Genomic DNA, 14,055 nt, shown 5'->3' on the forward strand with positions numbered 1-14,055 from the left:
TCGACATGTCCGCACCAAGCATGACCCTGTTCCATTCGCCGGCCTCGCCGTTCGTGCGCAAGGTCCTGGTGGTGCTGCACGAAACCGGGCAAACCGACCGGGTGGCGCTGCAGACCGTCAACCTCACCCCGGTCGATCCGGTGGCCGAGCTCAACCAGGGCAACCCGGCCGGCAAGATCCCGGCCCTGCGCCTGGCTGACGGCAGCGTGCTGCACGACAGCCGGGTGATCTGCGAATACCTCGACCTGCAGCATGTTGGCAACCCGCTGATCCCCCGTGACGGCTGGCCGCGCTGGCATCGCCTGACCCTGGCGTCGCTGGCCGATGCGATCATGGATGCCGCGGTGCTGACCCGTTACGAAACCTTCCTGCGGCCCAAGGACAAGCAATGGGACAGCTGGATCGAGGCGCAGCAGGACAAGATCCGTCGTGGCCTGAGCAACCTTGAGCAGCAGCATTTCGCCGACCTTGCCTCAGGCTTCGACATCGCCGCCATCGGTGTGGCCTGCGCCCTGGGTTACCTCGACCTGCGCTTCCCCGACTTCGGCTGGCGTGAGCAACAGCCGCAGCTGGCGGGGTGGTATGCGCAGGTTTGCCTGCGTGAATCGATGCGCGCGACTGACCCGTCGATTGTCTGAGCCGGCCTTATCGCGGGGCAAGCCCGCTCCTACGTGCGTGGTAGGAGCGGGCTTGCCCCGCGATGCTGACTTCTGCCTCCCAGCGCACGAACAGCCTGGCGATTTTCATCGCCAGCACTGCCCCCAGATACCTCTCCTCGCGCAAGCCGCTCACGACAGTTTCACCTGGCCAACCCCGTACCAGTCCAGGCGACGGGTCAGGACCATGAACACACCCAGCAGCGCGAACAGCAGCAGCGAACCCATCAGCAAAGCGTAATCCTCGGCCGTCAGCAGACCGTAAAGCATGCCGTAGAGCATCGCCAGGCCCAAGGCAAAGCCCATGCCGCGCAACACGCTGTGCAGCACGTGGCACAGGTAGAAGCCGATCAGCAACACACAGCCGCTCGCCGACAAGGCATAGGCCATGGCAAAACCCAGGTGTTCGGACAACGACAGCAACAGCAGATAGAAGAATGCCAGGGCCACGCCCACCAGGCCGTACTGGATCGGGTGTACGCTCAGGCCCTTGAGCACTTCGAAGAGGAAGAAGCCGGCAAAGGTCAGGGCGATGAACAGCAGCGCATATTTGATTGCCCGCTCGCTCTTGAGGTACTGGTCCACCGGGTCGATGAAGCTGACCCCGAAAGCGCGACCGTTGAAGGCATTGCACTTGTCATTGACCACGCACTGGGTCAGGGCGTCTTCGAGGTTGGTGGAGAAGAACGAGGTCTGCCAGCGCGCCGAGAAACCACCGGCATCGATCTTGCGGCTGACCGGCAGGTAGTTGCCGTCAAAGCTCGGATGCGGCCAGTTGGCGGCCATGGCCACGCTGGTGCTACGCCCTACCGGCACCACCTGCAGCTGTTCGGTGCCTTGCAGGCTGAGGTCGAAGGCATAGTTGAGCACGCTGGCGACCTTGCCATCGACGCCGGGCAACAGCGCGTGCACACCACCACTCATCCAGCCCAGCTTGGTGCCGGCGGCAAAGTCCAGGCGCTGGTCGTTGAGCTGCAGTTGCAGGCCTTTTTCGATGCCGCGGATGTCGCTGATACCGACGACCAGGAACGCAGGTTCGAAGCGGTAATCCTCGAAGTCTTCGGTAATGCCCCAGTTGGCCGGGATCTCGAAATGGCCGTTGATGTGGCTATTGGCGTGAAACAGGCGCGCTTCGTAGATACCGCGCGAACGCAGCTCGGTGTCGATGCTGGCGTTGAGGTCGAAGGTTTCCGGGAGGAAATACAAATGACCGTTGACCTGGCTGATTTCCTGGAAGCTCTTGCCCTCTTCGGTCTTCCAGCGCCGTTCGATCTTGCGGTACGGCACCACCAGCATCGGCCCGGTAATCTGCTGGGCGAAGCTTGAGCTTTCGGCAATGTCGCGCACCACGCGATCGCGTTGGTACTGACGGTCCTGGATCAAGCCGCCGATCATGAACAACGGGATCAGCAGCAATACGATCAGAAAGCCGATCACGGCCAGTTTGTAACTCAGTTTGCGGTGCATGGACAGGACTCCGGTTTCGATGGGCAGAGTCTGCGCAAACGAAATGGAGCCCTTGCGGACTTATGTGGAGTCTGTGTGCAGACTCTGTGAAGTTTTCAGCCCAGGCGCTTGGCCGGCAGCCACAACCGTACGCGCACGCCGTCCTCGACGTTGGCCACTTCCAGCGCGCCACCATGCAACTGCATCACCTCTTCGACGAAATTCAGCCCCAGGCCGGTGCTCTTGCGCCCACTAAACGGTCGTGGCAGCGAATAGAAGCGCTCGCTGAGCCGGCCCAGGGCGTAGTCCGGAATCGACTCGCCCTGGTTGAACAGGCTCAAGGCCACGCGGCCATCGCCGTGCTCCAGCTCGAACACCAGCAAACCGCCTGGCGGGGTGAAGTCCAGGGCGTTGTCGAGCAGATTGGCGATGGCCTGGCGCATCAGGAACGGGTCACACAGCAGGCGCGCGGCCGCGGGCAGACGCTGACGCACCTGCAGCTCGGCGCTTTCGATCCGCGCGCCCTGGGCCAGCAGCAGCTCGTCGACCAATGCTGCCAGCGGCACCTGTTGCTGTTCTTCCAGCGCTTGCATCTGCTCGACCTGAGCCAGGTTGAGCAGGCGTTCGATCAATTGCTGCATACGTGCGCTTTCGCTTTCGATATTGCCGGCAAAACGCTGGCGCTGTTCGTCGCTCATCGGCCCCTGGAGCAGCTCGCTGGCGCCGCGAATCGCCGCCAACGGGCTTTTCAGCTCGTGGGTCAGCGTGTGCACATAGCGCTCGACGTAATCCTTGCCTTCAAGCTGGGTGCGCATGCGCTCCACCGCCGCCGCCAGTTGCCACAACTCACCCCCGCGATAATGCGGCAGCGCCGTGCGCTCGCCTTCACTGACCGCCTGGGCGTAGCGCGTCAGGCGGCGCAGCGAGCGCGCCAGCCACCACGACAATGCTGCGCCCACCAGCAGGCCAAGGCCGATCAGGCCCAGGCCGAGGTACAGCAGGCGCCGCTCGGAGCGGTCGATATAGGGTTGCAGCGATTTGTTCGGCTTGGCCACGGTGATCACGCCGATGATCTTGCCGTCATCGAGGATCGGCGCCGCCACGTGCATCACCGACGAATCCGGATCGTCCGGGTTGCTGCGAGTCGAGCGTGCACCGTATTGGCCGCGCAGGGTCAGGTAGACGTCGTTCCAGCGCGAATAGTCCTCGCCTACCGCCACGCCGGCCGAGTCGAGCAGCACTTTGCCCTGGGCATCGGTGACATAGATGCGGTGGTTGACCTGGTTCTTCGACAAGCCCCAGATATCGGCCTTGGGCTGGCGCTGGCCGTAGGCGCGCAGCAGCACCGGCAAACGGCTCTGGCCAAGGGTGCCGGCCTTGACGTCGTCGTGGAGGATTTCCGCCAGCAGGTTGGCGGTGTCGACCAGGGTTTCCTCGGTGGACTGGCGCACACCGGGGCGGATCTGCTCGCGTACGGTGCTGAGGATGAAGTAGCCGGTCAGCCCGACGAACAGGAAGTACACCAGGAAAATCCGGATCCCCAGGCGCATCAGCTATGGCTCGGGCTGTAGCTGTAGCCCAGGCCGCGGTGGGTCTGGATCGGCTCGGCGTCGGCAGCCACCGCACGCAGCTTGGCGCGCAGGCTCTTGATATGGCTGTCGATGCTGCGCTCGTAGCCGGCATCGGCGGCGACCCCGACGGCATCGAGCAACTGCTCGCGGCTGAACACCCGCTCCGGTTGCTCCAGCAGGCTTTGCAGCAGGCGAAACTCGTGGCGGGTCAGGCTCAGGGCCTGGCCACGGTAGTGGATCTGCATGCGCAGGGTATCGACCTGGAACAGCTCGGCGGCGCTCACCACAGGTTCCGCGCGCGGCGCTATGCGCTTGAGGATCGCCCGCACCCGGGCCGCCACTTCGCGGGGGCTGAAGGGTTTGACCACGTAATCGTCAGCGCCGATTTCCAGGCCCACCACCCGATCGATTTCGCCATCGCGAGCACTGAGGAACATCACCGGCACCTCGCTGAAACGGCGCAGTTGCCGGCAGGTTTCGAAGCCGCTGATGTCCGGCAGGCCAATGTCGAGGATGATCAGGTCGGCCGGGCGCTGGCGTTGCTGCTCCAGCGCGGCGCTGCCCAGGGTCACCCACTCGGTGCTGTGACCGTCGCCTTGCAGGGCGAAAATCAGCGTATCGGCGATGGCCGCTTCGTCTTCGACAATTAAAATGTGGGGCATCTGGAGCGGCAAGCCTCAAGCGACAAGCTTCAAGAAGAAGCGGATCGCGTGAAGTTACACTGAACCGCTTTTTCTTGCAGCTTGTCGCTTAAAGCTTGCAGCTAGTGAGCTGCTCAGCAGCTCGGTTTGTCTGCGGTAAAGCGTCGCGCCGGGTTTACCGCCGCCTTGAACTCGCGCAACGCCTTGGCACCGATCAGCAACGGGTAGTTGAAACTGCTGCGGTCGGTCAGGTTGACCTCGACGGTGCGTTTCACGTCGCCCAGGCACAGCTCCAGGTCGACCACCGGGCGCTTGCTGATCTCGGCGCCCTCGCCGTCTTCGTCTTCATCGGCGCGGTTCTTGATCTTGCTGATGCGCGCCAGCTTGTGTTCATAGACCTTGCCGTCGGCGTCCTTGGTGGCGACCCGAAAGCGCACCCACTCTTCGCCGTCACGGGTGAAGGTTTCGATGTCCTTGGCCGACAGCGAAGCGGTCAGCGCGCCGGTGTCCATCTTGGCCTTGAAGGTCTGGCCACCGACTTCCGGCAGTTTGATGTATTCGTAGCGGCCATACAGGGTCGGCTCGGCGGCCATGACCGGCAGGGCTAACAGGGACAGCAGTGCAAGTACCGATTTCACAGGATCCGCTTCCTTGAGATAAGACAGTGTTTAGACTGCGAAGGCAGGATAGGTTCGCGCCAATAGCTTATTCAACACAATGTGAAACATTTGTCCGGCGGGAGCAGACCGGAGCATTTGGCGTACGCCGACCGGGTGCTTATCATTGTCGACCGCTTACTTGAATATAAGAGCTTTCTTATGCGCCGCTTGCTGACGGGCATTCTTGTGACCTTGCTGTTGCTGCTCAACACCCTGGTCCTGATCGGCCCGCTGATGGTCTTTGCCCTGCTCAAACTGGTCCTGCCCGGCCGTTACCGCGACTATGCCTCGTGGGCGGTGATGTGGATCGCCGAAACCTGGGCCGAAATCGACAAACTGATCTTCCGCCTGTGCATCCCGACCATCTGGGACGTGCGCGGCGCCGCCGACCTGCGCCTCGACACCTCGTACCTGGCGGTCAGCAACCACCAGAGCTGGGTGGATATCCCGGCGCTGATTCAGGTGCTCAACAGGCGCATACCGTTCTTCAAGTTCTTCCTGAAAAAGGAGCTGATCTGGGTACCGTTGCTGGGCCTGGCCTGGTGGGCCCTGGACTACCCGTTCATGAAGCGCTACAGCAAGACCTTCCTCGACAAGCACCCCGAGCTCAAGGGCCAGGACCTGGAAATCACCAAGGCCGCCTGCGAGCTGTTCAAGCGCCAGCCGGTGACCGTGGTCAACTACCTCGAAGGCACGCGGTTCACCGAGGCCAAGCGCGCCGCCCAACAGTCACCCTTCAAGCATCTGCTCAAGCCCAAAGCCGGCGGCGTGGCCTTCGTGCTGGCGGCGCTGGGCGAACAGCTCGACGCCCTGCTGGATGTCACCATCGTCTACCCCGGCGACAAGGCCCCAGGGTTCTGGGACCTGCTCAGCGGCAATTTGCCCAAGGTGATCATCGACATCCAGGTGCATGAGCTGGACCCGACACTGTGGAGCGGCGACTACGAGAACGACCCGGTGTTTCGCCAGACCGTGCAGGACTGGGTCAACCAGCTCTGGCACGCCAAGGACGCCCGCATCGAGGCCTTGCGCGCCGAGCTGCGCTGATCAGTCGATGATCGCGTGGGGCAAAAAGCGGCTGCTGTCCTTGGTGATCAGCGAGTTGTCTTCGCGAATGCCGATGCCCGCCGGCAGGTCGCCGACCACCCAGCTGCCGATCACCGTGTAGCTGTCGCCAAAGCGCGGCAGCGCCTGGAACTGCTGGATGATACTCGGCCCGCCGCCATACGGGCCATCTTCGACCACCCGCTTGCCACTGCCGGTGTGGATCTCGATGTTGGCGCCTTCGCGCGAGAAGAACGGTTTGCGCACCCAGCCCTTGTCGAGACTCGCGCCCGGCGCTTGCTCGATGAACGCCGGCAGCAGGTTCGGATGACCCTGGTGGCGCTCCCACAGCAGCGCCAGCATGCCCTTGTTGGAAAGGATCGCCTTCCACGGCGGCTCGACGAACAAGGTACCGCTAGTGGCGATCGCCGGGCCGTAGGGGTCATGGAAGATGTCTTCCCAGGGGTAGAGTTTGAACAGGCTCGGGATCGGTGCGCCAACATCATCGACAAAACGCCCGCCGCGGCTCAGGCCGATGTCTTCCATGTCTACCAGGCGCGCATCGAGCCCGGCGCCGAGGGCGATATCGCGCAGGTATTCGACGGTGCCGCGGTCTTCGATCGAGTCTTTCACCGAAGAAAAGTAGAACGGCGTGGCAAAGGTATTAGCACCCATCACCTGGGTGAGTTTGTCTTCCAGGCTGTTGAACTGGTCGGCGTCGGCCGGCAGCATGCCGCGCTGCATCTGCTGCTCCAGCCACAGGTACTGGAAGAAACTGGCTTCGTAGAGTGACGTCGGCGTGTCGTAGTTGGCCTCCAGCAGCTTGGCCGGGCCCTTGCCGTCGTAACACAGGTCCATGCGCCCGTAGAAATGCGGGTGGCCGTCGCGCCACGAGCGGCGAATCAAATCGAAGTACGGCGCCGGAATCGCCAGGCGCTCGAGCAGCTCTTCACTGTCGACCACCTCGGCCACCAGCGCCATGCACAGTTCATGCAGCTCGCGGGTGGGCTCTTCAAGATCGTCTTCGATCTGCCGCAGGCTGAACTGGTAATAGGCCGACTCGTCCCAGTAGGGCTCGTCGCCGAAGGTGTGGAAATTGAAGCCGAACTGCTCGGCGGTGGCGCGCCAGTCCGGGCGCGGGGCGATGGAAATTCGCTTCATCTGTAATCCTCAGGTGCTGTAACTGCGCAGCGACGAACGGCTGTTGAACCCGCTGCTATCCAGGGTCAACCAGCGCGTCGAGCCGTAGCTGTTACCGCCGAAAACACGCAACAGGGCAGGCGCCACGTCGGCCCTGCCCTGCTCGCTCAATGCACTGCTGACAAACGCCTCGCGGCCCTTGCGCGCCCGGTACACAGGCTCCGCCAGGTAGCGCGGTGCGGCATCGACATAGCGCAGGCTGGTCCAGTGCGCCTGGTCGATCGGCACCCCGTCGTCATAGACCTGGCGCTCGGTGGTCAGGTTGAAACCGTCCATGGCCGGCAGGAAAAAGCCGTTGCCCTCGACCTGCTGGCAGTGCTCAAAGCGCAGCTGGCAGGCGTTGAGGTCGTCAAAGCGCGGCGCGTGGGCATAGTGCAGTTGCTGCGCGACATCCCGCGCCTCGTTGCACGCTTCGGCGCGGGTGCCACTGCCAATGCACTGCTGCACCCCTTGATGGTGACGCACCTCGCTATACGGCTTGATTGCCGCCACCTGGCTGTCGCAGGCACTGAGTACCAGCGGCAGGCTACCCAAGGCCAGCAGGCGCAGGGATTTGCTGCGTTTCATCGGCTGACCTCGTTCAGGAAGCGAAGCCGCCACGCCCCGAAGCACGCGAGACAAAACCGTTGTGGGTACCCACCGCGAACGGCCGGGCCGAGCTGATCAGCTTGTTTGACTGGGCCACGGGGATAATCGCCGGATGGGCGCTGCCGACGTGCGCCGGGTCGCTGCCGGCAACGGCGCTACCGCCGCCACTCGCCGCCGCATGCTGCGCGGCTTCGCTGAACGGCTGCGAGGCCGGGTGCGAGGTGTCCAGGCCGGCGTAGTAATTGTGGTTTGCCACTTGCTCGGTCAGGGTGCTGACCTTGAACGCATTGCGCCCGTCGCGCTCGTGATAGATCGCCTCGGTCGAATAGCGCGCATCGGTGTCGGTGTACTCGTAATAGCGACGACCGCCGCCGGAGCCGCCGCTCGACGATGAGCTGTTGGTCGACGAACTGCTGCTGTTGTCCTCATCGTCGGCGTACACCTGGCGTTCGGTGGTCAGGGCAAAGCCTTCCATCGGCGGCACGTAGTTGTTGGCGTAACGGCGAAAATCGCACTTGAAATAGACCGCTTCACAGGCCTCGGCGGTCAAAAAGCGCGGGACGTTGGCGGCATGGTGGTTCTGCGCGGCGACCCAGGCTTGCTGGCACACCTGGCGCGGCTTGCCGTCCATGACGCAATAGTCGACGTCCTGGTAGCGCTTGGTTTCGCTGATGATTTTGGTCGGCCGGTCGCCACAGGCGGACAGCACCAGCGGCAGGCTGCCGAGGGCGACCAGGCGAATGGTTTTGCTGCGTTTCATTGTCGATCGTCCCTGATCAGGCGGCGGGGGTCATGCAGGCGGCGTTGAGCAGGCCAATACCAATGGACACGGCGGCCAGCAAAATGGCCGAGGCGGTTTCCTGGCGGGCAACCCGTTCAGCCATGCCTTTGACGCAGCGGTTGACCACCACGAACGCCAGCAACTGCACCACTGCGGCAATCAGCGCCCAGAGCAGGAAGTCGAGCAGCGAAATCGAATGGGAAATGGCACTGGCCACCGGAATCGCAAAACCGATCAAGGCACCGGCCAGGGCAATGGCGGCGGCATTGTTGCCTTCGCGGATCAAGCGCAATTCGTTGTAGGGGGTCAGGCGGGTGTAGATGAATGCGTAGAGGCCGAACAGCACGGCGGCGCCGAGCATGTAGACCACAAAGCCGAGCACGGCGTCGGCAGGCAAAGACATCTTCAGGGCGTCCATGAACATGGCGAATCACACTTCCTTGTAAAACGGGGCGGGACATATAGCACACCGCCCCGCCCGCGCAAATAGCTGGCTTACACGGAAGGTACGCCCGCCCCTGTGCCCCACAGGCTGCCCAGGCTCTGCAACAGCGAGCCGCCGACGCCTTGCTGGCCCAAGTACTGCAGGATCAACGGCGCGAACTGGCCGATCATGCCGGAGTCCATGCCCAGCGCGCTGAAGGCGTTGTTGAGGTCATTGGTGTCTTTGACATTACCCAGGGCATTGCTCAGGGCCGAGGACTTGTCGCTCTTGCCCAGCAGCGTGCCCAGACCGTTCAAACCGCCCAGGGCCTTCTCGCCGGAAAGCAGGTCAAGGCCGGGCACGGCTTTGCTCAGTTGCTCGTAATCGCCGCTGTTGAGCTGGTTCTTGGCCAGGCCCAGCAATGCGCCGGTGCCGCCGATGGCTTGTTCGGGGGTGACTTTCAGTTCGCTGCCGAGGGTATTGAGCAGGTTCGCCGAAGCAGCGGGGGCCTGTACCGCGGCATCGCCGCTGTGGCCCTTGGCGGCGTTGTAGACATTGGCCGCGTCATTGAGGCTGAAGCCTGCGAATACCGGAGTGGCAGCCAGGGCCACCAGGGTGACCAGTGCGAAACGTTTCATCGAAATACCTCGTCAGCCGTTTAGGCAGGGAAAACGAGGTTTCGACCTTGTGGGCGGGGGATTGTTCCCTTGTACCCGGTGGGAGCGGGCTTGCCCCGCGATGCGATGTGACTGACAGACCTCTATCGCGGGGCAAGTCGGGTCGCCGCACGGCCGCTCCCACACCGTGGTTCTACATTTGGTTCAGCTCCCGATTCTCCAGAGCATCCAGCAAGGCTTCTACCATGCCCTTGGCCATCTCCACCGAGTGCAAGGTGGACCAGAGAACGCCCTTGGCTGACTCATCAACCCCTTCAAAAGCCTTGTACCCCGTGTCATAGGCGCAGCGCAGATACAACGTGATATGTACCAGCGCGTCATGCGGGGCAATACCGGCGTTTACAGAAAAGAGTTGGGGGTGACCGGCGGCACAGTCGCCGAAAGGTTTTTCGAGGGTTGAGCAGAGAGAGGCTGGGGGATCTGGGACGAGTTTTTTCATGATCGGTATCCAATGCGAGTCAGGCTGGCACCGTTCGTTTCCACACGAAAGGTGGCAGCTGTACGCGGGGTGGAAAACCGAGGCATTGGAAAACCCGGCAGACCCGAAGGTCTCCCGCGCACAGCCGCCATAACGACTGCAACCAATACCGTTCAGGTTTCCACACCCGATCGCTGAACCTACAGCGATCCGGAGAGCCTAGAAGGCCGAGTTTCCAAGGGCAATCAGAATGGCATCGACAGACTGCGTAGGTTATTTCCTAGGACCAAAATTAACCAGCCTGGAAACATCCTGAAGTAACACCGTCACCCACTTTTGTGGGAGCGGGCTTGCCCCGCGATCCGATGTGACTGACAGACCTCTATCGCGGGGCAAGTCGGGTCGCCGCACCGCCGCTCCCACAAAGGTCCTGGCAACATCAGGATTCAATCGGGTCCACTGTCGCCACCGTCCGGCATCTACCTTGAATATTCACCAACCAAGGAGCCAAGACATGGACAGTCCCGCTTCCCATCGCCTGCGTCGCGGTCGTTTCTCCGAACCCGGCCGCCTGTACCTGCTGACCAGCATTACTCGCGACCGAGTGCCAATATTCGACAACTTCCACGCCGCTCGCTGCATTCCCAGGCAGTTTCGCCAGGCACAACTCGAAGGCGCCGCTCGCACCTTGGCCTGGGTGGTGATGCCCGATCACGTGCACTGGCTGATCGAACTGCAGCAGGGCTCATTGGCCTGCCTGATGCGCCGCTTCAAGTCACGCAGCCGCTGTGCGCTGTACAAGCTCGGCACACTGCAAGGCAGGCTGTGGCAGCCTGGGTACCATGACCATGGCTTGCGTCGGGAAGAGAATGTATGCGCGGTGGCGCGCTATGTGGTGGCCAACCCGCTGCGGGCTGGGCTGGTGAAGAGGCTGGGAGATTATCCGCATTGGGATGCGGTTTGGCTGTGAGACCCTATCGCGGGGCAAGCCCGCTCCCACAGGCACAGTGGGAGCGGGTTTGCCCCGCGATGTTTTTAGGCCGCGCTGAACAGCTTGTGCGGGTCGATGACGAATTTCTTCGGCACGCCGGCATCGAACTCGCCATAGCCTTCAGGTGCCTGGTCGAGGCTGATCACCTGCACACCCACCACTTCGGCAATGTTGATGCGGTCCCACATGATCGCCTGCATCAGTTGGCGGTTGTATTTCATCACCGGGGTCTGCCCGGTGTGGAAGCTGTGCGACTTGGCCCAGCCAAGACCAAAACGGATGCTCAGGCTGCCGATCTTCGCCGCGGCATCCACCGCGCCCGGGTCTTCGGTGACGTACAGGCCAGGGATACCGATCTTGCCGGCAACCCGCACCACGCCCATCAGCGAGTTGAGCACGGTGGCCGGCGCTTCGTGCTTGGCACCGGCATGGCCGTGGCCACGGGCTTCGAAGCCCACGGCATCGACCGCGCAGTCGACTTCCGGCTCGCCCAGCAGGTTGGCGATCTGTTCGTGCAGCGGGGTGTCCTGGGACAGGTCGGCAATTTCGAAACCCTGGGCCTTGGCGTGGGCCAGGCGCACCGGGTTGACGTCGCCGACGATCACCACCGCAGCGCCCAGCAGGCGCGCCGACGCCGCTGCAGCCAGGCCCACCGGGCCGGCACCGGCGATGTACACCGAGCTGCCCGGGCCAACCCCGGCCGTCACCGCGCCGTGATAGCCGGTAGGGAGGATGTCCGACAGGCAGGTCAGGTCGCGGATCTTCTCCATGGCCTTGTCGCGGTTCGGCAGTTTCAGCAGGTTGAAGTCGGCGTAAGGCACCAGCACGTATTCGGCCTGGCCACCGGTCCAGTCGCCCATGTCGACATAGCCATAGGCACCGCCGGCGCGGGCCGGGTTGACGGTGAGGCAGACGCCGGTGTGCTGCTCTTTGCACGAGCGGCAGCGGCCGCAGGCGACGTTGAAGGGTACCGAAACCAGGTCACCGATCTGCAGGTTTTCGACGTCCCTGCCCTTCTCGATGACTTCGCCGGTGATTTCATGGCCCAGCACCAGGCCGACCTGGGCCGTGGTACGGCCACGGACCATGTGCTGATCGGAGCCACAGATATTGGTGGAGACCACCCGCAGGATCACCCCGTGCTCGATCTTGCGACCGCGCGGGTCCTGCATTTTCGGGTAGTCAATCTTCTGCACCTCGACCTTGCCAGCGCCGAGATACACCACACCACGATTACCAGACATGCTTTCACCTCGCTAAAGTTTATTGTTATGTAGCGGTGCAAAGTGCGCTGCCCGTAGGCGGCGCTGTGTTACTGGAATCTGTTATTGCCTTGAAGGCCTCATCGCGGGGCAAGCCCGCTCCTACCGGTGTGGGAGCGGGCTTGCCCCGCGATGGCGGCCGTCAGAGCACTACCGTCCGGTTGGCGTTGAGGAACACCCGCCGCTCGATGTGATAGCCCACCGCCCGCGCCAGGGTCAGGCACTCGATATCACGGCCCTTGGCGATCAGGTCTTCGGGGTAATGGCTGTGGTCCACCGCCTCGACGCCTTGGGCGATGATCGGCCCTTCGTCGAGGTCGTTGTTGATGTAGTGCGCGGTGGCACCGACCAGTTTCACGCCCTTGTTGTAGGCCTGGTGGTAGGGCTTGGCGCCCTTGAAGCCGGGCAGCAGCGAGTGATGGATGTTGATCGCCCAGCCGTCGAGCTTGCGGCACAACTCGGGCGACAGCACCTGCATGTAGCGGGCAAGGATTACCAGCTCGGCGCCGGACTCTTCGATCACCTGCAGCACCTTGCGCTCCTGCGCCGGTTTGTCGTGAGGGTCGAGGGCGAAGTGGTAGTAAGGAATACGGTGCCAATGGGCCAGGGGCTCGAGGTCCGGGTGGTTGGAAACCACTGCCACCACGTCCATGCTCAACTGGCCGATGCGCTGGCGATAGAGCAGATCGTTGAGACAGTGATCGGCCTTGGAGACCATGATCACCACTTTCGGTCGGTGCTTGGGCGCGGTCAGCTCGAACAGCATGCCAAACGCCGCGCCGCGCTCGGCCAGGCCTGCGCGAAAGCTGGCCTCGTCGAAATCATCCGGCTGGCGGAATTCCACGCGAATGAAAAAGCGCCCGGACAGCCGGTCATCGAACGAGTGGTGCTCGGTAACGTAGCAGTGCTGCTCGAACAGATAACGCGTCACCGCATCGACCGTGCCGAGCAGGCTCGGGCAGTCAGCGGTGAGAATCCAGGTGTCCGGTGCACGACTCATGGCATTGCTCCTTAAGCCTGAATGCTCAGGCCGTATTCGGCGGAGGCGTCCTGCAGCCACAGCCACCAGTAGTCGGAGAAACTGCGGCGGATCAGTAGCTCCCAGGTTTCTTCACCGGTGCGGCGGATCACCAGTTGCGACTTGGCGAATACCGTGCCGACGGCCTTGCCCACCGGAAAGTTGTTTGGATGTACATCGTAGCTGGTGGATTTCATCAGCACGTCGCGCACGTTGGGGCCGCTCAGTTCCAGCACGGTTTGCCCGCCGCTGACGTTGACGATTTGAATGTGCAGGCCATCGAGGGCGTCGCGCAGTTTTTGCTCGACGGCAAATTCCTCTCCGCCGGGGACGATCAGCAGCCACTCATCCGGGCCCAGCCACTGCAGCGACATCTCGCCGTTGGCGACCACGGTCAGGGCCACCGGCAGCTCCAGGCCCAGGGCCTTGAACACACCGCCGGCAAAGGCCGGGTCCTTGCCATCGCCTCGGATGGTCAGGTGGCCGAGGAGCTTTTTCTCGCGCAGGGTTACCCCGGCGTTTTTGCGACCCTTGCCGATCAGGCTCGGCAGGTCGGCGTGGTGCAGTGGCGTTTCGGCCTTGGCGTCGTTGCCGGGGCGTTGCTGGTAGAGGTTGATCGTGCTCATTACACACCTGCCTTGAATTCTGTGGACCTGGTAACGCGATCCCTGTGGGAGCT

General features: G+C 62.8%; 16 protein-coding genes. 3 read left to right on the forward strand and 13 right to left on the reverse strand.

What is annotated here, in order from left to right:
* The first annotated feature begins 5 nt into the window (after nt 1-5).
* Nucleotides 6-638: a glutathione S-transferase gene (locus tag LOY54_RS25330; RefSeq protein WP_045199153.1), complete on the forward strand. Its 633-nt coding sequence runs from the start codon at nt 6-8 to the stop codon at nt 636-638.
* Nucleotides 639-788: 150 nt separating this feature from the next.
* Here LOY54_RS25330 and creD read toward each other — a convergent pair whose 3' ends face one another.
* From creD to LOY54_RS25350, 4 genes are all read right to left on the reverse strand, one after another.
* Complete coding sequence (gene creD / locus LOY54_RS25335; protein WP_045199151.1) at nt 789-2,123, reverse strand: cell envelope integrity protein CreD; 1,335 nt, start codon at nt 2,121-2,123, stop codon at nt 789-791.
* A 95-nt stretch (nt 2,124-2,218) separates the two neighbouring features.
* Nucleotides 2,219-3,652: a two-component system sensor histidine kinase CreC gene (gene creC, locus LOY54_RS25340; protein ID WP_093378787.1), complete on the reverse strand. Its 1,434-nt coding sequence runs from the start codon at nt 3,650-3,652 to the stop codon at nt 2,219-2,221.
* Nucleotides 3,652-4,335 carry a two-component system response regulator CreB gene (gene creB, locus LOY54_RS25345; RefSeq protein ID WP_258608373.1) on the reverse strand — a complete coding sequence of 228 codons (684 nt, stop codon included), beginning with the start codon at nt 4,333-4,335 and terminating at the stop codon, nt 3,652-3,654. Before creB ends, creC begins: the two co-directional genes overlap by 1 nt.
* Nucleotides 4,336-4,448: 113 nt before the next feature.
* Nucleotides 4,449-4,952: an ATP-dependent zinc protease gene (locus LOY54_RS25350; protein WP_258608375.1), complete on the reverse strand. Its 504-nt coding sequence runs from the start codon at nt 4,950-4,952 to the stop codon at nt 4,449-4,451.
* A 180-nt stretch (nt 4,953-5,132) separates the two neighbouring features.
* Between LOY54_RS25350 and LOY54_RS25355 the strand changes: the two genes are divergently transcribed.
* Nucleotides 5,133-6,020 carry an acyltransferase gene (locus LOY54_RS25355; protein ID WP_258608377.1) on the forward strand — a complete coding sequence of 296 codons (888 nt, stop codon included), beginning with the start codon at nt 5,133-5,135 and terminating at the stop codon, nt 6,018-6,020.
* On the opposite strand, the gene LOY54_RS25360 is transcribed toward LOY54_RS25355, so the two are convergent.
* From LOY54_RS25360 to LOY54_RS25385, 6 genes are all read right to left on the reverse strand, one after another.
* Complete coding sequence (locus LOY54_RS25360) at nt 6,021-7,178, reverse strand: glutathionylspermidine synthase family protein (RefSeq protein ID WP_258608379.1); 1,158 nt, start codon at nt 7,176-7,178, stop codon at nt 6,021-6,023.
* 9 nt (nt 7,179-7,187) lie between these two features.
* The gene (locus tag LOY54_RS25365) at nt 7,188-7,784 is read right to left on the reverse strand and encodes a DUF1190 domain-containing protein (RefSeq protein ID WP_258608381.1); all 597 of its coding nucleotides are present in this window, start codon (nt 7,782-7,784) and stop codon (nt 7,188-7,190) included.
* Nucleotides 7,785-7,797: 13 nt separating this feature from the next.
* The gene (locus LOY54_RS25370) at nt 7,798-8,565 is read right to left on the reverse strand and encodes a DUF1190 domain-containing protein (RefSeq protein WP_195885191.1); all 768 of its coding nucleotides are present in this window, start codon (nt 8,563-8,565) and stop codon (nt 7,798-7,800) included.
* Nucleotides 8,566-8,581: 16 nt separating this feature from the next.
* Nucleotides 8,582-9,010, reverse strand: coding sequence for a DUF350 domain-containing protein (locus tag LOY54_RS25375; protein WP_093378770.1), 429 nt, complete (start codon nt 9,008-9,010; stop codon nt 8,582-8,584).
* A 71-nt stretch (nt 9,011-9,081) separates the two neighbouring features.
* Nucleotides 9,082-9,648: a DUF2780 domain-containing protein gene (locus tag LOY54_RS25380; RefSeq protein ID WP_258608383.1), complete on the reverse strand. Its 567-nt coding sequence runs from the start codon at nt 9,646-9,648 to the stop codon at nt 9,082-9,084.
* A gap of 172 nt (nt 9,649-9,820) precedes the next feature.
* On the reverse strand, nt 9,821-10,126 hold the full coding sequence (locus LOY54_RS25385; RefSeq protein WP_258608385.1) for a DUF3077 domain-containing protein: 306 nt from the start codon (nt 10,124-10,126) through the stop codon (nt 9,821-9,823).
* Between the two features lie 493 nt (nt 10,127-10,619).
* Here LOY54_RS25385 and LOY54_RS25390 point away from each other — a divergent pair, with 493 nt between their 5' ends.
* Complete coding sequence (locus tag LOY54_RS25390; RefSeq protein WP_258608387.1) at nt 10,620-11,075, forward strand: REP-associated tyrosine transposase; 456 nt, start codon at nt 10,620-10,622, stop codon at nt 11,073-11,075.
* A gap of 65 nt (nt 11,076-11,140) precedes the next feature.
* On the opposite strand, the gene fdhA is transcribed toward LOY54_RS25390, so the two are convergent.
* The 3 genes from fdhA to LOY54_RS25405 form a co-directional block, all read right to left on the reverse strand.
* The gene (gene fdhA / locus LOY54_RS25395) at nt 11,141-12,340 is read right to left on the reverse strand and encodes a formaldehyde dehydrogenase, glutathione-independent (RefSeq protein WP_045199135.1); all 1,200 of its coding nucleotides are present in this window, start codon (nt 12,338-12,340) and stop codon (nt 11,141-11,143) included.
* Between the two features lie 160 nt (nt 12,341-12,500).
* Nucleotides 12,501-13,358, reverse strand: coding sequence for a formyltetrahydrofolate deformylase (purU, locus tag LOY54_RS25400; RefSeq protein ID WP_093378767.1), 858 nt, complete (start codon nt 13,356-13,358; stop codon nt 12,501-12,503).
* Nucleotides 13,359-13,369: 11 nt separating this feature from the next.
* Nucleotides 13,370-14,002, reverse strand: coding sequence for a sarcosine oxidase subunit gamma (locus LOY54_RS25405; protein ID WP_258608389.1), 633 nt, complete (start codon nt 14,000-14,002; stop codon nt 13,370-13,372).
* Nucleotides 14,003-14,055 lie beyond the last annotated feature (53 nt).

Origin of the sequence: Pseudomonas sp. B21-032 (genome assembly GCF_024748965.1) — a bacterium.
GTDB lineage: Bacteria > Pseudomonadota > Gammaproteobacteria > Pseudomonadales > Pseudomonadaceae > Aquipseudomonas.